The following is a 19190-nucleotide window of genomic DNA, read 5'->3' as shown; positions in this document are numbered from 1 at the left end:
TTCACTTCCCTTCGAAGTTGGCTTTGCCGGGGCCGTTCTCCAGGAACGATGCCATCCCGGTCTGGGAGTCCTGCGTCGCGAACACGCCGGCGAACTGCTGCTGCTCGATTGCCAGCCCGGTGGCGAGGTCCACCCCGAGGCCCTTGTCGATCGCCGTCTTCGCCGCCGCCAGAGCGTACGGTGCCGCCGTCTTGAACTGGCTCGCCCACGCGAGCGCCTCCTCATAGACCGAGGCCGCCGGTACGAGCCGGTCGGCCAAGCCGATTGCAAGCGCCTCGTCTGCCTTGACGAAGCGGCCCGAGAAGATCAGATCCTTTGCCTTCGACGGCCCGACCAGGCGTGCCAGCCGCTGAGTGCCGCCGGCGCCCGGGATGATGCCGAGCAGGACCTCCGGCTGGCCGAAGGTCGCGTCGTCGGCGGCGATCCGGAAGTCGGCCGCGAGTGCCAGCTCGCAGCCTCCGCCCAGCGCGTAGCCGGTCACCGCGGCCACCACCGGCTTGGGGATCTCCGCGACGGCGGTCACCGCGGCCTGCACGCCCGCGACCCGCTTGGCCATCTCGGAGTAGGAGAGGCCGGCCATCTCCTTGACGTCGTTCCCGGCGGCGAACAGTCTCTCGCCTCCGTAGACGACGACCGCGCGTACGTCATCGTCGGCTGCCGCCTCGGTTGCGACCTCGAGCAGCTCGGCCTGTACCTGGAAGCTGATCGCGTTCATCTTCGGCCGGTCGAGCCGGATCGTGCCGATGCCGTCCTCGACGGTGAGGTTGACGAAGTCACCCATCGTGGCGCTCCCCTGTCTGTGAAGGCGGTTACATGTGTCCGGAACACTATCGGGTGCCTTCCACCTCTTGTGTGCCGGTTCGCGGTACAGGCGTTGCGTGTATCGCGTAACCCCGGCCGGTAAAGGGGCGTTTCAATAACATGACCGATATTCGTTCCAGTCGCGCCAGGGTGAGCCTCGGTGCCGCGCTGAGCATCGCCCTCGGCGCTGTCGTACTGGCGACGCCGGTCTCGGGTGCCGCGCTCTCCACTACTGATGACACTGCCAACACCATGGCTGACGCGGCCCGCTCCGGCGGGCTGCTCGGTCACGAGGCCGATGCCGGCCTGGATGTACGCGACCGCGTGCTGCCCACCTCGACCCAGGAGTCCGCGGCCCAGGCCCTGGACGCCGTCGACATCCGCTGGAACGCCCACGGGACTCCGACCTCGCTGATCTCCGCCGACGGCGTACTGGCCACGGCCGGCTCCTCGGACCCGGTCGCCGCCGCCCGGGGCTTCCTCGACGACAACGCGGCGGTCTTCGGGCTCACCGCGGCCCAGATGGCCGACCTCGAGCTCGTCAGCGACCAGAAGCTGGCCGGCGGGGGCGGTCATGCGGTGCTCTTCCGGCAGACCTACGACGGCCTGTCCGCCGCGACCGAGGGCATGGTCACCGTGGGCGTGGCCGGCGGTGACATCAACTACGTCTCCTCCTCGCTGTCCAAGGTGACCGGCACCCCGGCCAAGGCCGAACTGACCCCGACCGAGGCGTGGCTGAAGGCGGCGGCCTCGGCCGGACGCCCGATCTCCGGCGCGAAGGCAGGCGAGATCGTCACCGACGTCGCCGCGAAGCTGACCGACTGGACCAAGCTGACGGTCCCCGGGCTGGCGACCGACCAGCTGGTGCGGCTGCGGGCCCTCCCCGTCCCCGGCGAGGGCGTACGTCCCGTCTTCCAGGCCACCGTCGTCGACTCCGCCGCCGCCACTCTGCTGGGGCAGACGGTGCTGGTCGACGCGGTCACCGGCGAGGTGCTCCTGCGCCGCGACAACGTCAACCACGAGAACGACGTCGAGGGTCCGTTCACCGGCACCGCGCTCGGCGCCTGCGGCCCGAAGCACACCTTCGAGATCTCCGACGACAAGACCCGCACCCTGGCCGCGGTCGCGGTCGGGCTGCCGACCGACGACTTCTCCGTGAAGCTCTTCGCCCCGGACGGGAAGCTGCTCGTGGAGGGTGACCTGCTCACCAGCCCCGAGACCGCGACCTACACCGCCGAGAAGATCGACCCCGGGACGTACGCGGTCCAGGTCTGTCCCTTCGACGACTCGCTTCTTGTCGGCAGCTACACGGTGACCGTCGCCTCCTCCGATGCCGGTGCGGAGACCGGTGACCTGCCGGGCAGCAACCCGCGCTGGTCCTACTTCCCCGGCACGCCCGACGCCGCCTCGACCGGCGGTGAAGCGGTTCCGGCCAACGACGTGATCGCGTGCTGGACCAAGGTGGCCGAGTGCACCGCGCCGGAGCTGAAGAGCCTGGCCAACGCCGGTCCGTGGGACACGCTGCTCAACACGGCCGTCGGGGTGCCGAGCCTGACCACGATCGGCAACAACGCCAACACCCACGAGGGCTGGCTCTCGCCGCTCGCCGCCGGTGGGCTCGAGCAGGCGCCGATCTCGCCGGTACGCGACTACACCGGCACGTTCACCGACGCCTGGAACAACTCCAAGTGCTCGCCCACGACCCTGGTCCCCGGCGGCAACGACGTGAACTACGTGGTCGGAAACCTGTTCGCCAGCCACAACCGGATGCACGACTGGTCCTACTTCCTCGGCTTCACCGAGGAGAACTACAACCTGCAGACCGACAACCTCGGCCGTGGCGGTCGTGGCCTCGACGCCGAGGTCGGCAACGCGCAGGCCGCCGCGTTCGACTCGCAGATCATCGAGCAGAGCGGGCTCCTGACCGGTCGCAACAACGCCAACCAGCTCACCCTGATGGACGGCGTTCCGGGTGTCACCAACCAGTACCTCTTCCAGCCAGCCGCCGGCGCCTTCTACGCGCCCTGCACCGACGGCTCGCTGGACTTCGGGATCGTCGGCCACGAGTACACCCACGCCATCTCCAACCGGATGGTCGGTGGTCCCGACGACGGCCTGACCTCGGAGCAGGGCGGCGCGATGGGTGAGTCCTGGAGCGACCTGGCCGCGGCCGAGCACATGTTCGCCCACGACCTCTACAACGGCGGCAGCCCGTGGGCCGTCGGCTCCTACGCCACCGGCAACACCGACGTCGCGATCCGCGACTTCGCCGTCGACAAGAACCCGCTCAACTTCTCCGACTACGGCTTCGACAGCACCGGGCCCGAGGTCCACGCCGACGGCGAGATCTGGAATGGGACGATGTGGTCGGTGCGGCAGGCGCTGGTCGACAAGTACAACGTGACCTATCCCTACACCGACAAGGCCCTGCAGCGGCGCTGCTCGGTCGGGACGACGACCGCGTCGCCCCTGGCCGCCGACAAGTGCCCCGGCAACCGCCGCTGGATCCAGCTGGTCTTCGACTCGTTCCTGCTCCAGCAGGGTGCGACTTCGATGTTGGACGCCCGCGACGCCTTCCTCGCCGCCGACCAGATGCGCTTCGGCGGCGCCAACCGCCAGGTGATCGCCGATGCGTTCGCCCGGCGCGGCATGGGCCAGTACGCCACCACGACCGCCGACGACCACGAGCCGACCCCGAGCTTCGCCTCGCCGGCCTCGCGCAACGTCAAGGTCACCTTCAGCGCTCCGGCGCCCGGGAAGGTCTACGTCGGCCGCTTCGAGGCACGGGCGACCCCGATCGCCGACACGCTCTCCAACACCGCGCTCGGGTCGGTGGCTCACTTCGTGCCGGGGACGTACGAGCTCCTCTACGTCTCCGCCACCGGGGGCGCCCAGCGCAAGACGGTCACGGTCTCCCCCACAGAGATCACCAAGACCGTCTCGTTCGCGACCGGGACCAACCTGGCCGCGGCCGTCAACGGAGCCAAGGTGCTCACCGCGACCGAGGGCTCGCGCAACGCCGGTGCCCTGATCGACGGCACCGAGAGCACCAACTGGGGTGGGGTGACCGCGGACAACGTGGACGCCACCACGCCCTCGATCGCCGTCGACCTGGCCGGCGGGACGCGCACCGTGAAGACGGTCAACGTCAGCGCCTATCTGTCGCCGGCGACCGACACGGACGCCGACTCGGGGTCGCGCTTCACCGCACTCCGGAAGTTCGCACTGGAGGCATGCGTCTCCGCGTGCGACACGGCCGGCGCGACCTGGAAGCGCTTCTACACCTCGGCCGACGACGCCTTCCCCGCAAAGCGCCCCAGGCCGGTAGCGCCCAACCTCAACCTGCGCACCTTCGACGTCCCCGACACCTCCGCCGCGGCGGTCCGTCTGGTGGCGTTGGAGAACCAGTGCACGGGCTATGCCGGCTACGCCGGTGAGCAGGACGCCGACCCGCTCACCACGACCGACTGCAAGACCGGCTCCGACCGCGGCACCATCGTCCACGCGGCGGAGCTGCAGGTCTTCGGGCAGTAGCCGGACCCGCTTCTACCCTGGCGTCCCCGCGGACGCCAGGGTAGAACGGGACGCAGCGGCGGGCGGGGGTCCTGCCGGTCTGGAGATCGACGATGAAGGCTCTGAGGTACGTCACGATCGGCGCTGCGCCGGAGATCAGCGAGGTTCCGGTGCCGGAGCCGGCACCGGGCCAGGTGCGGGTGAGGATCACCGCGGCCGGCGCCTGCCACTCCGACTCCTTCCTGATGGGACTGCCGGAGGATGCCTGGCAGTCGTTCGGCTACCCGCTGCCGATGACGCTCGGGCACGAGGGCGTCGGGGTTGTCGACTCGCTCGGCGACGGCGTGCACGGGATCGAGCCCGGTGAGCCGGTGGCGATCTACGGGCCGCAGGGCTGCGGCCGCTGCTACCCCTGCGCGCAGGGCAAGGAGAACTACTGCGAGCGCGCCGCCGAACTCCACATCAGCCCACCAGGGCTCGGCACCGACGGGACCATGGCCGAGTACGTCCTCGTGCCGGACGCCCGCCACCTGCTGCCACTCGGTGACCTCGATCCGGTCGCCAACGTGGCGCTCACCGACGCCGGTCTGACGCCCTACCACGCCATCAAGGGCTCGCTGCCCAAGCTGGTCGCCGGCTCGACCGCCGTCGTGATCGGCGCGGGCGGCCTCGGCCACGTCGCGATCCAGCTGCTGCGGGCCCTCTCCCCGGCCACCGTGATCGCACTCGACCTCAACGAGGACAAGCTCGCCCTGGCCACCGACGTCGGCGCCCACCACGCCTTCCTGTCCGACAAGACGGCCGCCGACAACATCCGCAAGGTAGTCGGCGCCCGCGGCGTCACCGCCGTCTTCGACTTCGTCGGCGCCCAGCCGACCGTCGACCTGGCCTCGTCCGTGATCGGCGTGGAGAGCGACCTGGTCATCGTCGGCATCGGCACCGCCAGCGCCCAGGTCGGCGCGCTCTCCAAGCCGTACGACGCGGTGATCCGGGCTCCGTACTGGGGCTCGCGCTCGGAGCTGATGGAGGTCTTCGACCTCGCCCGCGTCGGGCTCGTGCACGTGGAGACGGAGCGGTTCTCCCTGGACGAGGCGCCGGAGGCGTACCGGCGACTTCACGAAGGCACGCTTCGCGGACGTGCCGTTGTCGTTCCCTAGGCCCTCTCGAACAGAGCCCAGGGACTGAGTCACCGCCGCCCAAACGACGCCAACGCAACCCCAGCAAGCAACGCAGCAACGAGGACAGTCCCAGCAAGCACCCAGTAGAGCGCGTCATACCCACCCAGCACAGCAGCGAGCGCAGCCCCCACAGCAGGAGCAAGCGCACCAGCAACCCCAGCGGGAGCGGAGTAGACCCCGTTGAGCGCGGCGTACCTCTCCGGCCCCCACACGTCACTGACGACGGTCGCCGCGATGAGCGTGTAGAGCCCGCGAGCGGTGCCGGTGATCACCGAGGCGACGATCATCACCCAGCCGACAGCAGGCAGCAACGGAAGCAGCGCGACGGAGGCGGCGAACCACAGCACTCCCCCGATCATCCGGGCCCTGACGCCGAACCTCCGAGCGAGCATCGGATAGAACGCACGTCCCGCGACCTGGCCGGCGCCACTGAGCCCGAGTGCCCAGGCGGCGGTGGTCGCGCTCAGCCCGTGCTCGACGAGGAACGGGACCAGGTGGACGATCGAGGCGAACACGACCATCGAGACCAGCGTGCCAGCAAGCGTGAGCAGCACAAACCGACTGCTCCGCAGCACATCCCGGTCCCGCACAGGTCGACCGTCAGCCGGAGCAGCCGGCTTCCAGGCGAGATCGAGCACGACGATGCTCGGCACGAACGTCAGCACGACGAAGGCGGCGGCCAGGATGACGTACGTCCATCGCCATTCCACCCATCCCGCCAACGCGTCGGTGAGCGGCGCGAAGATCGTCGAGGCGAACCCGCCGGCGAGGGTGAGGGTGGTGATCGCATCGACTCGCCGCGTACCGAACCAGTGGGTCAGCGCCGCGAATGCCGGCGGATAGAAGGTGCCGGCGGTCGAGAGCCCGACCAGCAGCCAGCCCAGCGCGAAGATCCAGTACGAAGGCGCAGCCGCGACCACGAGCAGCGACACCGCTCCCAGCAGGCTGCCCCCGGCCATCACCCACCGCGGCCCGAAGTGCTGGATGATTCGCCCGACGGGGATGCCCGCCACGGCCCCGACGAGCGTGCCGGCAGAGAAGGCGGTGGTGATCGCCGCCGCCGACCACCCGGTGGTGTCGACGATCCGGGGCTGCAGGACGGTGAAGGCGTAGTAGAGGACGCCGTACGCCGCGGTGACGGTCACACAGAGCGTGACCAGCACCGCGAGCAGTGGCCGGCTCTCGACCCGCTGTTCCATCGCCAACCTCCAAGCAGCAGCACGTGGATCGTCACCCTCCCACGCGCCACCTCAGCGCCGGCGTCGGCCTCAGCGTTCCAGATGGACCTGTTCGACGACGCCGCTGAGCTTGGAGGGGTTGCGTACGTAGTAGAGGCCGGTGACCATGCCGTCCTCGACGTGCAGCGTGACGACGCCGTCGACCTCCTCGCCGAAGTAGATCAGCATCCCGGGGGCCTGGTTGACGCTGGTCAGCTCGAACCTCGGGATGCCGTACTTCGTGGCCAGCCCGGCGAAGAACCGCAGCACCTTCTCGGCACCGTGGATCGGCTTGCGGGCCGCCTGCACCACACCGCCGCCGTCGGAGAAGAGCACGACGTCGGGGGCGAGCACGTCCAGCAGCGACTGCAGGTCACCACCGGTCGCGGCGTCGCGGAACCGCTCCAGGGCATGCCGCGCCTCGGCCGCCGAGACCGACTCGCGCGGCCGCCGCTCGGCGACGTGGTCGCGCGCCCGGTGGGCGATCTGGCGCACCGCGGCCGGCGACTTGTCGACCGCTGCCGCGATCTCGTCATAGCCGAGCGCGAAGACCTCGCGCAGCACGAAGACCGCTCGCTCGGTCGGCGAGAGCGTCTCCAGCACCAGCAGCACCGCGGTCGAGAGCGAGTCGGCGAGCTCGGCGTCCTCGGCGACGTCCGGCGCGGTCAGCAGCGGCTCGGGCAGCCACGGACCGACGTACGTCTCCTTGCGGCGCGACAGAGTCCGGATGCGGTTGAGCGCGAGCCTGGTCGTGATCCGCACCAGGTAGGCGCGATGGTCGCGGACCTCCTCCAGCGGCACCTCGGCCCAGCGCAGCCAGGTCTCCTGGAGCACGTCCTCGGCGTCGGCGGCCGAGCCGAGCATCTCGTAGGCCACCGTGAAGAGCAGGTTGCGGTGGGCGACGAAGACCTTCGTGGCGGCATCGTCGCCGGACGGCTGGCTCATGCGTGCGACCCTACCGGCGGCGCGAGCGGGATCTCGCAGACGTCGGAGTAGCCCTGGCTCTGCAGCCCGGCGGCCGAGTTGAACCGGGAGCGCATGTTCTCCAGCGCGATCATCTGGGTCAGCTCCACCATCGCCTCGGTGCCCAGCTCGGCCAGCAGGGACGCGACCATCTCGTCGGTGACGGTCATCGGCGTGGACGACATCGCCTCGGCGTACTCGATGACCTTCCGCTCGGTCTCGTCGAAGACGTCAGCGGTCCGCCACACCTGCACCTGGCTGATCTTCTCGAGGTCGAGGTCCGCGTTGCGGGCGAGGTAGTAGCCGAAGTCCAGGCACCAGCTGCACCCGATCGTGCTCGCCGCGGCCATCTCGGCCAGCGACTTGTACGTCGGGTCGAGCGCCTTCCACTTCCCCACCTTTGTCTCGAACCCCATCACCGCGCGCAGCAGCGGCTTGTGGTGGAAGTAGACGTAGCCGACATCGGGGACCTCGCCGTACATCTTCTTGCTCACCCGCCGCACCACGGCGCCGTAGAGGCCGGTCAGATCTGCCTTCGGGATCCTGAACGTACTGGGCATCGTTGCCCTCCTGTGTCGTGCGGAGCATCTCGTCACCATCCAGACACCGACGACCCCCGGGTTGTGACAGTCCCGGCTCGCTAGGGTGGTCGCGTGAGCGAGCCAGAGACGACGACGGTGGCGGAGGGCGTTGCCCGGATCGAGTGGGCCGCGGGCGAGGCCGTCGATGTCGTACGCCGCGAGGTGGCTGCCGCGCTGCTCACCCATCATCGGGTGGAGGCGCTGGTCGACCCGGACGACCCGACCGAGCAGCGCACCGCGACCTGGTCGGGGCTTCACCGCGAGGGCCTGCTCCGCGGTGTGGCGGGCGGCAAGGACCGGATGCTCTACGCCCGGGTCGCGAGCGATGCCCCGGTGGAGGCACCCGAGGGCTTCCGGGCGCTGCTCAACTCTTTCCTCCCGCGCAAGCGCGCGATCGGGCAGATGCTGGTGCGCGATGCCGATGAGCGCGTCCTGATGTGCCAGCTGACCTACAAGAAGGACTGGGACCTGCCCGGCGGCATCGTGGAGGTCGGCGAGTCCCCGAAGCTCGCCACCACCCGCGAGATCGAGGAGGAGCTCGCCCTCGTCCTTCCCGCCGGCGACCTGTTGCTCACCGACTGGCTGCCGCCGTGGGGTGGCTGGGACGACGCCGTCTGCCTGATCTTCGACGGCGGCGTCCACCCGGCCTCGATCGTCGAGCGGACCACCCTCCAGCCGCGCGAGATCCGCTCGGTGGCGTTCTGCACCCTCGACGAGGTCCGCGAGCGGGCCGCCGACTTCACCGCGCGCCGGGTCGAGGCCGCCCTCGCCGCGCTGCGGGGCGGCCCCGGCTACACCGAGTCGGGCCGCCCCTAGCGCCTACCTCACCGCGACGGCGTCAGCTCCGCGACGACCACCGCCCGCGGACGGAGGCTGACCGGCCCGAGCAGACCGGAGGTCGGCGGGACCTGGTTGGCCTTGCCGCGCTGGTTCAGCAGCGTGTTGGTGACGCGGACCTCGATCGTGTTCGCGCCGGCACGGAGCGCCTCGGTGGCGTCGATGACGTACGGACGCCACAGCGCCCGCGGCAGCACGACCCCGTTGACGGTGACCTGCGCGATGTCGCGCACCTCGCCGAGGTCGAGCAGCATCCGCCGGCCGGCCAGGTCGGCGGCGGTGACGTCGACGGAGGTGCGGTAGGTCGCGCTCCCGGAGAAGCGGGGGTCGATGGTCGTCCACGATCCCAGCGGCCGGGTCTGCTCCGTCTCGCCCTCACGCTCGAGCTTCACCGTCCACGGGCCGTTCAGCGCGATCGGCTGCAGTGGGTCGGTCACCGTGGCCTCGCCGCGGTAGGTCCGCTGCCCGTCCGTGCCGGTGAGGGTGGTCGTCCCGGGCTCGTCGACCAGGACGGTCGCCTCGAGCGACCTCCCCTCTGTGCTCACCGACTCGGCCACTTGGTCGCCGACCAGGTGCGCGCCTGCCTTGGTGCCCTTCTGGAAGACGATCGCGAGCGTCTCGTAGGGGTCGAGCCGCAGCGGCACGGTGGTCTCCTTGCTCCCGCCCTCGTCGTACGTCGCGGCGACCTCGGTGCTGCCGTCGCGCGGGTCCCAGATCTCCGGCACGCCGTCGACCGGAAGGGTCGCCGAGGTGGTGACAGCCTGGTCGCTCTCGTTGTTGACCAGGAACGCGACGTCCCCGTCCCGGCTGGTACGCAGCACCCGCACCGCAGGCGCGGCCGGGCTGAGGTCGGCGGCGGAGACACCGGCGGAAGCCGCCAGCCCACCGAGAGCGTCCGCGTCCGCGACGACGGCGACATGGCCGTCTCCGTGCCGGGTCCATCCTTCCGAGGCTCCGCCGAACAGCGAGCTCAGCTCCCGGTCCAGCTCGGCGGTCCGACCGCTTGCCTCCAGCTCGGGCAACGGGCCGACGGCCGCCACGCGGCCGCCGCTGCGTACGAACTTCTTCAGGGTCCGGGCCGTCTCCAGGTCCAGCACCGGCGTCGTCGGCAGCACGAGCATCCGGTAGCTCGCCTCGCCGACCTTCAGCACGCCGTCGTCGGAGCGCGCCTGATAGCGAGTGCCCGGGTCGCCGGAGAGCGAGCCGTCGCTGAGCAGGTCGAAGTCGACCTGGCCGCGCTCGAGAGCGAAGGCGGCCCCGCTGAGGTGGTCGTCCACCTGGTGCTCGGCATCGGTGCTGCGGGTCTGCTCCGCGGCCCGCTGCGGCTGCACCACGGCGGTCCGGGCGAGCGAGTCACCCCGGCCGAGCTCCATGACCCGGCCGATCCAGGCGTCGACGTCGCCCATCGCGTCCCAGTAGGTGCTGGCTGGGCCGAACGGCGGAGCGAAGTAGACCTGCTTCTCGTCGGTCCACATGGCATGCAGCGCGGTGAAGTTGGCTCCTCGGGTGGCCAGGGCACCGATCGTGGCGTGCATGTACTCCGGCGCGACTCCCCATCCGGAGTTGCCGAACACCTCGACCAGGGCGCGCTCGGCACCGCTCTGGTGCGCCGCCGAGGCGGCGTTGCGCATCAGGGTGGTCTGCCGGCCCGCGGTGTAGTCGGTGGTGATCATGTCGGTGCCGGGGACCTGGGCGTACTGGTTGTTCTTGGCGAGGTCGCCGGTGCTGTGCATCCGCTGCTGCGGACCCTCCTCGTCGAGGAGCGGGTTCGTGATCAGCTGCAGCCCGTGCTCGCCCATCCAGGCGGCCTGGCGCTGGTAGTAGTTGGTCGCGAACGCGTCGTTGACCGCGCGCCAGTAGGTCCCGGCGTACTGCTCACCGGTGCGGCCGAGCTGGTCGGAGGCGGCGGTGAACGCGACGCCCGGAGACCCGCCCGCGTCCTCGATCAGGTCCTCGAGACCGTCGGACCAGGCGAGCCGCTTGAAGGGCCACGGCTCGGCCGAGGAGATGAACGGCTCGTCGTCCCAGAAGCCCGGCACCACCGAGCCCATCGCCCAGTCGAAGCGTCGCAGGTACTCCCCCTGCACCACCTCGAGCAGCCGGTCGGTCGCGTCGGGGTCGAGCAGGTTGAGGTAGCCGCGGTGATAGCCGCTGGTGTCGTCGACCAGGGTCGTGTGGGCGAAGGTGTCCACCTGCCAGCGCCCCGCCGGCACCGTCCAGGAGCCGTCCTCGAGACTCGGGGTGAGTTCGACAAGGTCGTCGCCGTCGGCCGAGCCCGTCGGGCGAGCCGCGGCCGCGACCGTGTCCCTCAGCCTGACCAGCGGGCCGCCGAAGTCACCGATCGCCTCGCTGCCGTCGAAGGTCTGCGACCACAGCGTCGCCCCGGCCGGGTCGGTCACGGTCAGGTCGTTCCACTGCACGCGCTGAAGGCCCTCGACCGCGTCCTCGATCCCGACGCCACCGAGCTCCGCGCTGACCGCCGGAGCACCCGTGGCGTACGTAGCGTCGACCGCCGCGGGCTGGACGGTCTTGTTGATCACCGGCTGGATCCGGTCACCGGAGACGGTGACGCTGATCGACTGCTCCCGCCGCGGCGAGAAGCCCGGCGTGTTCACGCCGGTGGTCAGCCGGGTCCGCGAGCCTCCGTCGAGGCGCCAGACGCTCGCCTTGCCCTTCACGTCGACGTCGACGAGGTAGCCGCGGCTGCCGTCCTCGGAGGCGCGTACGACGAGCTGCGCGCCGGAGGCGGTCAGGGTGACCTTCCCGGTCGCGGTGTAGTCGCCCCAGGTCGCGCCGGAGCTGATCGGGTGCGCGCCCTCGCGGATCGCCGCGTCCACGACGAGCCGTCCGCCCTCGACGCTGAGACCGCTGGACTCGGCCGGGTCGATCGTCGCCGGCCCCTCGACGACCCGCGTCGAGCGCTGCAGCGCCTTCAGCCGCAGCTCGGGGCTCGGCTCGTACGTCTTGTCCCCGACGGTGCCGCCGTTGGCGATGATGCCGCCCGCCTTGCCGCTGGGGAAGTTGCTGTCGTTGAACAGCCAGATCCGCATCCCGGTGCGCTGCGCCTCCCGCAGGACGTGCTCGACGATGTCGAACCAGGCCTCGGTGAAGAACGCCGGCTGCATCTTGTCGCCGCCGTAAGGGAAGAGGACGGCCTCGTAGACGCCCTTGTCACGCATCTCCGCCATCTGCGCGTCGACGACGTCCGGGGTCACGTTGCCCGTCCAGTACCAGTAGAAGGCCGGGCGGCTGTCGCTGGGCGGGTCGGCGAAGGCCGCCGGATCGAAGCCGCGTGCCTCGGTCGCCGCCTCGGTCGCCTGGGTCGCCACCGCAGGATCGGTGGGTACGGTGCCGAGCGCGAGCGATGTCGCCAGGGCCGCGGTGCCGGCGAGAAGGCCGGTGAGTCGGATCATGTTCTGCTCCCTACCTGGTGATGAACGTGTACGTGCCGGTCCCGACCTCGAACTCGGCGAACCCGGGGACCGTCGAAGGCACTCGGCGTGCGCCGGTCGGGGTGGTGACGCGGACACCCTCGGCAGCCGGCACCCGGACGGTCGCGGTGGTGTTCGGCGGGATCGTGGTGGTGAGCCGGACCTGTCCGTCCGTCCGGACCCAGGAGCTGGAGATCGTGCCCCGGACCGACTCGTAGGAGGACGCGGCCGACTCGACGTCACCGACGAGCGCGGGCTCGATCACGACCTTCTTCCAGGCCACCGAGTCCTCGGCCTGGGTGATGCCAGCGACCCCACCGGTGAACCAGGAGTCGATCGCGCCGAGCATGTAGTGGTTCTGCGAGGCGCCGGAGCTGGTCCAGCTCTCCGGCAGCGAGGTCGCGCCGGCGGCGAGGAACTTGCCGTAGCTGACCCCGTCGTCGCGCTGCACCCAGTCGTGGAGGACATCGTCGAGCCGTTCCCGAGAAAGCAGGTCGACGGCTGCGTACAGACCGACCTCGCCGACGACGATGTGGTCGTCGGCGGCGCGGATCTGCTTGACGAACCGATCGAGGACTCCGGCGCGCAGGTCGGCCGGGACGAGGTTCTCCTGGAGAGCCAGGGCCTGGCTGGCCTGGTCGCCGTTGCCGTAGAGCCCGGTGTCCGGGTGGTAGAAGGTCGTGTGGAAGGCGGTGGCCACATCTGCCGCCTTCCGTTCGTACGCAGCGGCGTCCGCGTCGCGCCCGAGGGCGGCCGCGATCTGGCTCATGTGAGTGAGGATGCGGTGGTAGGCCCAGGTCTGGGTCAATGCCGGAGGCGTGGCGGGCGAGGCCGGGGTGATCCAGTCACCGAGGCCACCGGAGACGATGCCGCCGGTCGAGATCGAGGCCAGGTAGTCGGCGTACTCCACCATCTGCGGCCAGTGGGCGCGCATGGCGCTGTCGTCGCCGTACCACTGGTAGATCTGCCAGGACGAGACCGCGAGGGTCGCGCCCCAGTTGGCGTCGTGCCGGAAGGCCCCGGCGAAGAGGGCGTCCTCCGGTGCGGTGGTGGGGATCAGCCCGTTGTCCTGCTGGGCGTCCACGACGTCCTGCAGCATCTTGCGGTAGTGCGCCTGGACGTCGTAGCCGTAGGCGAGGGTGTCGAAGACCAGGTTGGTCTGGTCGAGCCAGCCGAGCTTCTCGCGGTGCGGGCAGTCGGTGAAGACGGAGTACATGTTGGACTGCACCGAGCGGTCGATGATCCGGTAGATCCCGGTCATCTGAGGGTCGGAGGTGGTGAACGAGCCGACCGCCCGGTCGTTGGCGCGCAGCACCAGCCCCTTCACCGTCTCAGCGGTCGGCGTAGTGGTCAGGCCCTCGACCTGGAGGTAGCGGAAGCCGTGGTAGACGAACCTCGGGGTGAACGTCTCTTCGCCGGTGCCGGCCAGGGTGATTCGGTCTCGGATGTCGCCACCGACGCTGCCCTGGTCGACGGTGCCGTCGGCCTTGAGCTTCTCGGCCGGGCGCATCGTGATCGTGGTCCCGGCCGGGCCGCTGGTCGTCAGTTGCTGCCAGCCGGCGAAGTTGGTGCCGAGGTCGAAGACGTACGTCCCTGCCTTCGGCTCCTTGACGGCAACGGTCTCCAGGGTGTCGACCTCGCGGATCGGCGGGCTCTGCTGAGCCACCAGCTCCGGGTCGCCGGCCGGGGCACCGATGTCGACCGCGTCGAGCCAGCCGTCGCGGGTCGCGCCGGGCTCGTTCCAGGCGCCCAGGCCCCGCCGGGCGTCGTGGTCCTCGCCGCCGTACCAGTTCGAGAAGGTGACCTCGCCGAGGGTCGACTTGAACGAGGAGCCGGTCGCGACCGTCTGGCGCCGACCGTCGCGGTAGGTGATCTCGAGCTGCCCCATCGCCCGCGGGGCGCCGTGCCCGGCGGCCGCCTTCATGTAGCGCTTGGGGATCTCGGGGGTGTTGAAGACGTTGTAGATCCCGTTGCCGAGCTCGATCCCCCAGGTGTTGCTGCCCTTGCGGAGCAGCCGGGTCACGTCGTACGTCGCGTAGGGGACGCGGACGCTGTGCTCGGTGTTGCCGGGCTGCAGCAGGTCGGGCGAGACCGGCTCGCCGTTGAGCGAGGCGTCGTAGACGCCCTCGCCGGTGACGTAGAGCCGTGCGGAGGCGATGTTGTCACCCGCGGTGAAGTCCCGGGCCAGCACCGGCAGCCCCTCCGGCGAGGTGTGCAGGTTGGACACCGCGGTGACCTTGGTCCGCGGCCCGGCCTTGGTGAAGGTCGTGTCGTCGGCGGAGACCGAGACCTGGAAGTCGCGGGGGAAGTTCGGCGTGGTGCCGTAGTCGCTGGGCGCGTCCCACAGCGAGTAGAGCCGGACCGTGTCGATCGCCGTCGGCTCACCGAGGTCGATCGTGATCACGATCGGCTGGTCCTGGACGTCGGTCTCGGGGTGGTAGTCGCTGCGGTAGCCGCGCGGGTCTTCCGCGGTGGTGACCTTGCCGTCGGTCAGGTAGGAGGGGTCCCACACGCCCGGCTCGGAGTTCTCCTCGGAGACCGTCACGGTGGCGCCCTCGGCCAGGTTGGCCCCGCCGGTGCCATTGGCGACCTCGATCTCGCCGAGCTCGAGACGTGGCTTCCAGTTCGGGTCATCGAGCGGCTCGCCGGGTCGCCCGAGGTCGATCACGGTCAGCCGTACGTAGCGGGCTTCCTGGACGCCGATGGCAACGTCCTGGTGGAGCGGAGCGGCCCAGCGCTCGTCGGTGATCCACCGGCCCTGCCAGTCGGACTCGTCGAGCAGGCCCATCTCGAAGGAGGCCGGCCTGCTCCACTCGCTCACCAGGCCGGCCGCGTCCCAGACCCGGACCTGCCACAGCGCCTTGTCGCGGGAGGCGAGGCGATCACCTGCATATGAGGTCGCCATCACGGCCGAGCGGACGCGGCCGCTGTCCCAGAGGTCGGGGTCGGCCAACCGGCTGCGGGTCGAGGCGACGCGGACCTGGTAGGCCGTCTGCCGGGCGACGCCGGCGCCGTTGCGCCACTGCAGATCCGGGGTCAGGTCGTCGATGCCGATCGGGTCGCTCACCCCTCCGACGCTGAGCCGCGCCGGGGCGGCAACTCCGTCGGACGGGTCGCTCGCAACCGCCGCGGACGGCATCAGACCGACGGCTGACGCCACCAACGCAAGGGTGAGCAGGGCTCTCATCGCACCTCCTGAAACGATTCAACTCCAACGGAGGTTCAGTATGGCGCACGTCACACGTATGACGGGAGGCTCAGTGACGGACTGGCCGAATGCGGCCAGTCCGTCGCTCAGGTCAGGAGAGCGCTCAGCGGCGCTTCCCGCTCTCGACGAGATCCGGGAGCGGCCCCGCGACCCCACCTGATCCGGACCGGGGCAGGCGTACGACTCCCTGAGCGACGAGCGCGCCGATCACCAGGAGGGCGCCACCGGCGAGCTCGCCGCCGCTCGGCACTTCGCCGAGCAGCAGCCACGCGGAGCCGATCGCGACCGGCGGCACCAGCAGGATCCACGGCACCACCGACGACGCCGGGTGCCGCGCGAGCAGCGAGTTGAAGATCCCGTAGCCGACGAACGAGGCCAGCACGACCGTGTAGGCCGTGGAGGCGAGCGCCTCCCAGCCGAAGGCGGCGACCCCCTCGCGGACCCCCTCGGGCCCATCGAGGACCAGCGAGAGCGCCAACAGCGGGAGCGGAACGACCAGGGCCGACCAGACCGTCAGCGAGAGCCCGCCGGGCACCTTGGCCGCGCGCGAGATGACGTTGCCGATCGCCCACGACAGCGCGGCGAGCAGGCACAGCACCAGCGCGACGGCGGGCACGTGACCGCCCCGCCCGAGCGCCACCACCACCAGCCCGACGGCGCCGGCGACGACGCCGACCACCTGCATGAGGGTCGGCCGCTCGCGCAGCACTCCCGCCGCGATGACGATCGTGAGCACGACCTGCGCCTGGAGCACCAGGCCGGCGAGCCCGGGCGGCATCCCGGCGGCCATGCTCGTGTAGAGCAGCCCGAACTGGCCCAGGCTCATGAAGATCCCGACCGCCGCGATGACCCGCCACGGCGCCTTCGGCCGCGGAAGCAGGAAGACCGCCGGGAACGCGACCAGGACGAAGCGCACGGCGAGCAGCAGCAGCGGCGGCACCGCATGCCCGTCGCGCTCCTCGAGGCCCCAGTCGATCACGACGAAGTTGAAGCCCCACAGGACGGCGACGAGGACGGCGAGCAGCGAGTCACGGCGAGTCACACCATCAACGATGACAACAAAGACAATGAAGCACCAGCGAATGATTCTTCATCCGATGACGTAGCATCGCTTCATGATCGACCTCGCCTCGCTCGTCGCCCTCCGCGCCGTCGACACCCATGGCTCGGTGGTGGCGGCCGCCGACGCCCTGGGCTTCACGCCCAGCGCCGTGTCACAGCAGGTCAAGCGGCTCGAGCGGCAGGTCGGCGTACCTCTTCTGGAGCGGATCGGGCGCGGCGTCATGCTCACCCACGCCGGCCGGCACCTGGTCGACGAGGGCTCGCGACTGCTCGCCGACATGGAGTCGCTGGAGTCCGGGCTGCACGAGCAGGCGACGACCGTGGCTGGGAGACTGCGGGTGACCGCCTTCTCGACCGCGATGCGAGGCATGGTGGCGCCGGTCGCAGGCAAGCTCCGCACCGCCCATCCCGAGCTCGCCCTCACCCTCTCCGAGCGCGAGCCGTGGGACACCGTCGACCTGGTCGCCACCGGTCACAGCGAGATCGGCGTCGTGCACTCCTGGGGTGACGTGCCGCTCTCCATCCCCGACCATCTCGTCACCACCGAGCTCCACCGCGACATCGCCGACGTGATCGCCCATCGCGACCACCCGCTGGCCCAGCTCGCCAAGGTGACCCCGCACGACCTCGTCGCCGAGGACTGGATCGCGACGCCGGAGGGCACGATCTGCCGGCAGTGGTTGAACCGGATGTACGCCGGCACCGGCCAGCTGCCGCGGATCGCGCACGTCTCGATGGAGTTCGACAGCCATCTCGCGCTGGTGCGAGCCGGCCTCGGGATCGCGCTCATTCCCCGCATGGGACGCGCGGCGCTGGGTGAGGACCTGGTCGCCGTACGTGTCGTCGACCCGGTCCCCACACGCGAGGTCCTCGCGCTGCACCGGCGCACGATGGCCGCCTCGCCGGCGGTGACCGCCGTGCTGACAGCCCTCGCGGGTCAGAACAGCGCAGAAGCCAGCGACTGACGACCCTTGAGCACTCGCTCGTCGTCGTTGCCGACCGCGGCGAAGAGCCCCAGCAGGTGCTCGCGCGCCTTGTTGCGCTCGTCCCCGGACGTACGCCGCACCAGCTCGACCAGCCGGATGAAGGAGTCCTCCACGTGGCCGCCGAGCAGGTCCAGGTCGGCGACGAGCGTCTGCGCCTCGACGTCGTCGGGCGCGCCCGCGGCGGCGGCACGGGCCGCGTTGAGGTCGACCCCCTGCGTACGCTGCAGCACCTTGGCCATCGCCAGCCCGGCGGCGGCCTCGGAGTCGGCGGGGTTGGAGGCGATCAGCTTCTCGTACTCGGCCACGGCGGCGTCGATGTCGCCGCGCTCCAGGGCGTCCTGTGCCGGGGCGTAGCGCGGATCCATCGCCGGCTCGTCCCCGTCCTCGGTCGCCACCGCACCCCCGAGGGCGTTGGGCTTGTGCCGCCCGCCGATCCCCTGGGTGGTGAGCTGCTGCCCGAGCTGCTGGAAGACCGTACGCAGCTCCTCGAGGTTGAGCGCGCCCGGGATCGGCTGGGTGACCGGCCGGCCGTCGAGCAGGATGTAGAGGAGCGGCACCTGGGGCACCTGCAGCGCCTGCGCGATCTGCGGGTTCTTGTCGATGTCGACCAAACCGACCAGGAAGCGGCCGTCGTACTCCTCCACGACCGTCGAGACGTCGCCCGCGTAGGTGACGCTCTCGGGAGCGCGGGAGGCCGAGTAGAAGACCAGGACGACCGGCGCGGTCATCGACGCCTCGAGCACCGACTGGAAGATCTGCTCGTCGATCTCGACGGTGTAGGAGCCGGCGCTGCGCCCCTGGGCGGGAGCCGCATCGGCCGGACCGCCGAAGGCGGCGCCCTGTGCGGGAGTGGTGCTGGCGAGCCCGGAGAGGTCGACGGCTCCGGGACGGGAGAACGGCTGCTGCGTCATGTTCTCAATCCTATGAGGAGGGACCAGCGCAGCGGCCAACCGACGGTGGTTTATCCCACGCTGCCGCGGAGACCCGCACGCTGGACGACGCGCTGGATGGTCAGGTCACGCTCGGTGGGCCGCCCGACGAAGTAGATGTTGTTCAGGCCCTGCTCCTGAGCGGCCGACTCGAAGACGAAGTGGCCGTAGTTGAAGATCTGGCCGGTGAACGACTGCTTCACGGTGATGTCGAGGACTCGCGCCAGCGGCATGGTCGCCAGCTCGCTCGAGAGCACGCCATGGACGCGGAAGATCCGCATGTTGGTGACCACGAACCGGTCCCGGCTGATCACCAGAGCCCGCCAGAATGCGTACCCGACCAGCCCGAACGCGAGCAGCACGATGATCCAGGCGACGTTCATGTCGATCGTCGCCGCCACGATCATCAGCGCCAGCCCGAGGATCGCGTAGGCGACCGGCTTGATGTAGGAGACCCAGTGATGGGTGACCTCGTCGACGACGA

Annotated in this window: 13 protein-coding genes; 4 read left to right on the top strand and 9 right to left on the bottom strand. The window is 70.4% G+C overall.

Translation table 11 applies throughout. The features are described from left to right. Position 1: 1 nt before the first annotated feature. Positions 2-781 (bottom strand): enoyl-CoA hydratase-related protein, encoded by a 780-nt coding sequence (locus tag AB0F44_RS03590; protein ID WP_357352746.1) that lies wholly within the window; start codon positions 779-781, stop codon positions 2-4. Positions 782-921: 140 nt separating this feature from the next. Here AB0F44_RS03590 and AB0F44_RS03585 point away from each other — a divergent pair, with 140 nt between their 5' ends. Together AB0F44_RS03585 and AB0F44_RS03580 are read left to right on the top strand one after the other, a co-directional pair. Further along, the gene (locus AB0F44_RS03585) at positions 922-4335 is read left to right on the top strand and encodes a M36 family metallopeptidase (RefSeq protein WP_357352744.1); all 3414 of its coding nucleotides are present in this window, start codon (positions 922-924) and stop codon (positions 4333-4335) included. 92 nt (positions 4336-4427) lie between these two features. After that, positions 4428-5471: an NAD(P)-dependent alcohol dehydrogenase gene (locus AB0F44_RS03580; protein ID WP_357352742.1), complete on the top strand. Its 1044-nt coding sequence runs from the start codon at positions 4428-4430 to the stop codon at positions 5469-5471. 29 nt (positions 5472-5500) lie between these two features. Here the strand turns inward: AB0F44_RS03580 and AB0F44_RS03575 are convergent, their stop codons facing one another. The 3 genes from AB0F44_RS03575 to AB0F44_RS03565 form a co-directional block, all read right to left on the bottom strand. After that, positions 5501-6691, bottom strand: coding sequence for an MFS transporter (locus AB0F44_RS03575; protein WP_357352740.1), 1191 nt, complete (start codon positions 6689-6691; stop codon positions 5501-5503). 69 nt (positions 6692-6760) lie between these two features. Next, positions 6761-7654, bottom strand: coding sequence for an RNA polymerase sigma-70 factor (locus AB0F44_RS03570; protein WP_357352738.1), 894 nt, complete (start codon positions 7652-7654; stop codon positions 6761-6763). Continuing rightward, positions 7651-8232 carry a carboxymuconolactone decarboxylase family protein gene (locus tag AB0F44_RS03565; protein WP_357352736.1) on the bottom strand — a complete coding sequence of 194 codons (582 nt, stop codon included), beginning with the start codon at positions 8230-8232 and terminating at the stop codon, positions 7651-7653. The genes AB0F44_RS03570 and AB0F44_RS03565 overlap by 4 nt, the downstream gene beginning before the upstream one ends. A gap of 93 nt (positions 8233-8325) precedes the next feature. Between AB0F44_RS03565 and AB0F44_RS03560 the strand changes: the two genes are divergently transcribed. Continuing rightward, the gene (locus AB0F44_RS03560; protein WP_357352734.1) at positions 8326-9069 is read left to right on the top strand and encodes an NUDIX hydrolase; all 744 of its coding nucleotides are present in this window, start codon (positions 8326-8328) and stop codon (positions 9067-9069) included. 8 nt (positions 9070-9077) lie between these two features. Here the strand turns inward: AB0F44_RS03560 and AB0F44_RS03555 are convergent, their stop codons facing one another. The 3 genes from AB0F44_RS03555 to AB0F44_RS03545 form a co-directional block, all read right to left on the bottom strand. Next, positions 9078-12503, bottom strand: coding sequence for a glycosyl hydrolase (locus AB0F44_RS03555; protein ID WP_357352732.1), 3426 nt, complete (start codon positions 12501-12503; stop codon positions 9078-9080). Positions 12504-12513: 10 nt separating this feature from the next. Continuing rightward, positions 12514-15708 carry a family 78 glycoside hydrolase catalytic domain gene (locus AB0F44_RS03550; RefSeq protein ID WP_357352730.1) on the bottom strand — a complete coding sequence of 1065 codons (3195 nt, stop codon included), beginning with the start codon at positions 15706-15708 and terminating at the stop codon, positions 12514-12516. Between the two features lie 124 nt (positions 15709-15832). Continuing rightward, positions 15833-16771 carry an EamA family transporter gene (locus AB0F44_RS03545; protein WP_357352728.1) on the bottom strand — a complete coding sequence of 313 codons (939 nt, stop codon included), beginning with the start codon at positions 16769-16771 and terminating at the stop codon, positions 15833-15835. Positions 16772-16844: 73 nt separating this feature from the next. Here AB0F44_RS03545 and AB0F44_RS03540 point away from each other — a divergent pair, with 73 nt between their 5' ends. Further along, positions 16845-17756 carry a LysR family transcriptional regulator gene (locus AB0F44_RS03540; RefSeq protein WP_357352726.1) on the top strand — a complete coding sequence of 304 codons (912 nt, stop codon included), beginning with the start codon at positions 16845-16847 and terminating at the stop codon, positions 17754-17756. On the opposite strand, the gene AB0F44_RS03535 is transcribed toward AB0F44_RS03540, so the two are convergent. Together AB0F44_RS03535 and AB0F44_RS03530 are read right to left on the bottom strand one after the other, a co-directional pair. Further along, positions 17729-18688 carry a tetratricopeptide repeat protein gene (locus tag AB0F44_RS03535; RefSeq protein ID WP_357352724.1) on the bottom strand — a complete coding sequence of 320 codons (960 nt, stop codon included), beginning with the start codon at positions 18686-18688 and terminating at the stop codon, positions 17729-17731. The genes AB0F44_RS03540 and AB0F44_RS03535 overlap by 28 nt on opposite strands. A gap of 50 nt (positions 18689-18738) precedes the next feature. Further along, a partial coding sequence (locus AB0F44_RS03530) for a PH domain-containing protein (protein ID WP_357352722.1) occupies positions 18739-19190 on the bottom strand: 452 nt, incomplete at its 5' end.

Origin of the sequence: Nocardioides sp. NPDC023903 (assembly GCF_040639295.1) — a bacterium.
In the GTDB taxonomy this organism is placed as follows: domain Bacteria; phylum Actinomycetota; class Actinomycetes; order Propionibacteriales; family Nocardioidaceae; genus Nocardioides.
The sequence above is the reverse complement of the archived record's forward strand: the minus strand, read 5'-3'. Positions and strand labels throughout refer to the sequence as shown.

What these genes read in the sequence shown, in the direction of transcription:
- AB0F44_RS03590 (WP_357352746.1), bottom strand. Translation starts at nt 781, where the DNA reads ATGGGTGACTTCGTCAACCTCACCGTCGAGGACGGCATCGGCACGATC.
- AB0F44_RS03585 (WP_357352744.1), top strand. Translation starts at nt 922, where the DNA reads ATGACCGATATTCGTTCCAGTCGCGCCAGGGTGAGCCTCGGTGCCGCG.
- AB0F44_RS03580 (WP_357352742.1), top strand. Translation starts at nt 4,428, where the DNA reads ATGAAGGCTCTGAGGTACGTCACGATCGGCGCTGCGCCGGAGATCAGC.
- AB0F44_RS03575 (WP_357352740.1), bottom strand. Translation starts at nt 6,691, where the DNA reads ATGGAACAGCGGGTCGAGAGCCGGCCACTGCTCGCGGTGCTGGTCACG.
- AB0F44_RS03570 (WP_357352738.1), bottom strand. Translation starts at nt 7,654, where the DNA reads ATGAGCCAGCCGTCCGGCGACGATGCCGCCACGAAGGTCTTCGTCGCC.
- AB0F44_RS03565 (WP_357352736.1), bottom strand. Translation starts at nt 8,232, where the DNA reads ATGCCCAGTACGTTCAGGATCCCGAAGGCAGATCTGACCGGCCTCTAC.
- AB0F44_RS03555 (WP_357352732.1), bottom strand. Translation starts at nt 12,503, where the DNA reads ATGATCCGACTCACCGGCCTTCTCGCCGGCACCGCGGCCCTGGCGACA.
- AB0F44_RS03550 (WP_357352730.1), bottom strand. Translation starts at nt 15,708, where the DNA reads ATGAGAGCCCTGCTCACCCTTGCGTTGGTGGCGTCAGCCGTCGGTCTG.
- AB0F44_RS03540 (WP_357352726.1), top strand. Translation starts at nt 16,845, where the DNA reads ATGATCGACCTCGCCTCGCTCGTCGCCCTCCGCGCCGTCGACACCCAT.
- AB0F44_RS03535 (WP_357352724.1), bottom strand. Translation starts at nt 18,688, where the DNA reads ATGACGCAGCAGCCGTTCTCCCGTCCCGGAGCCGTCGACCTCTCCGGG.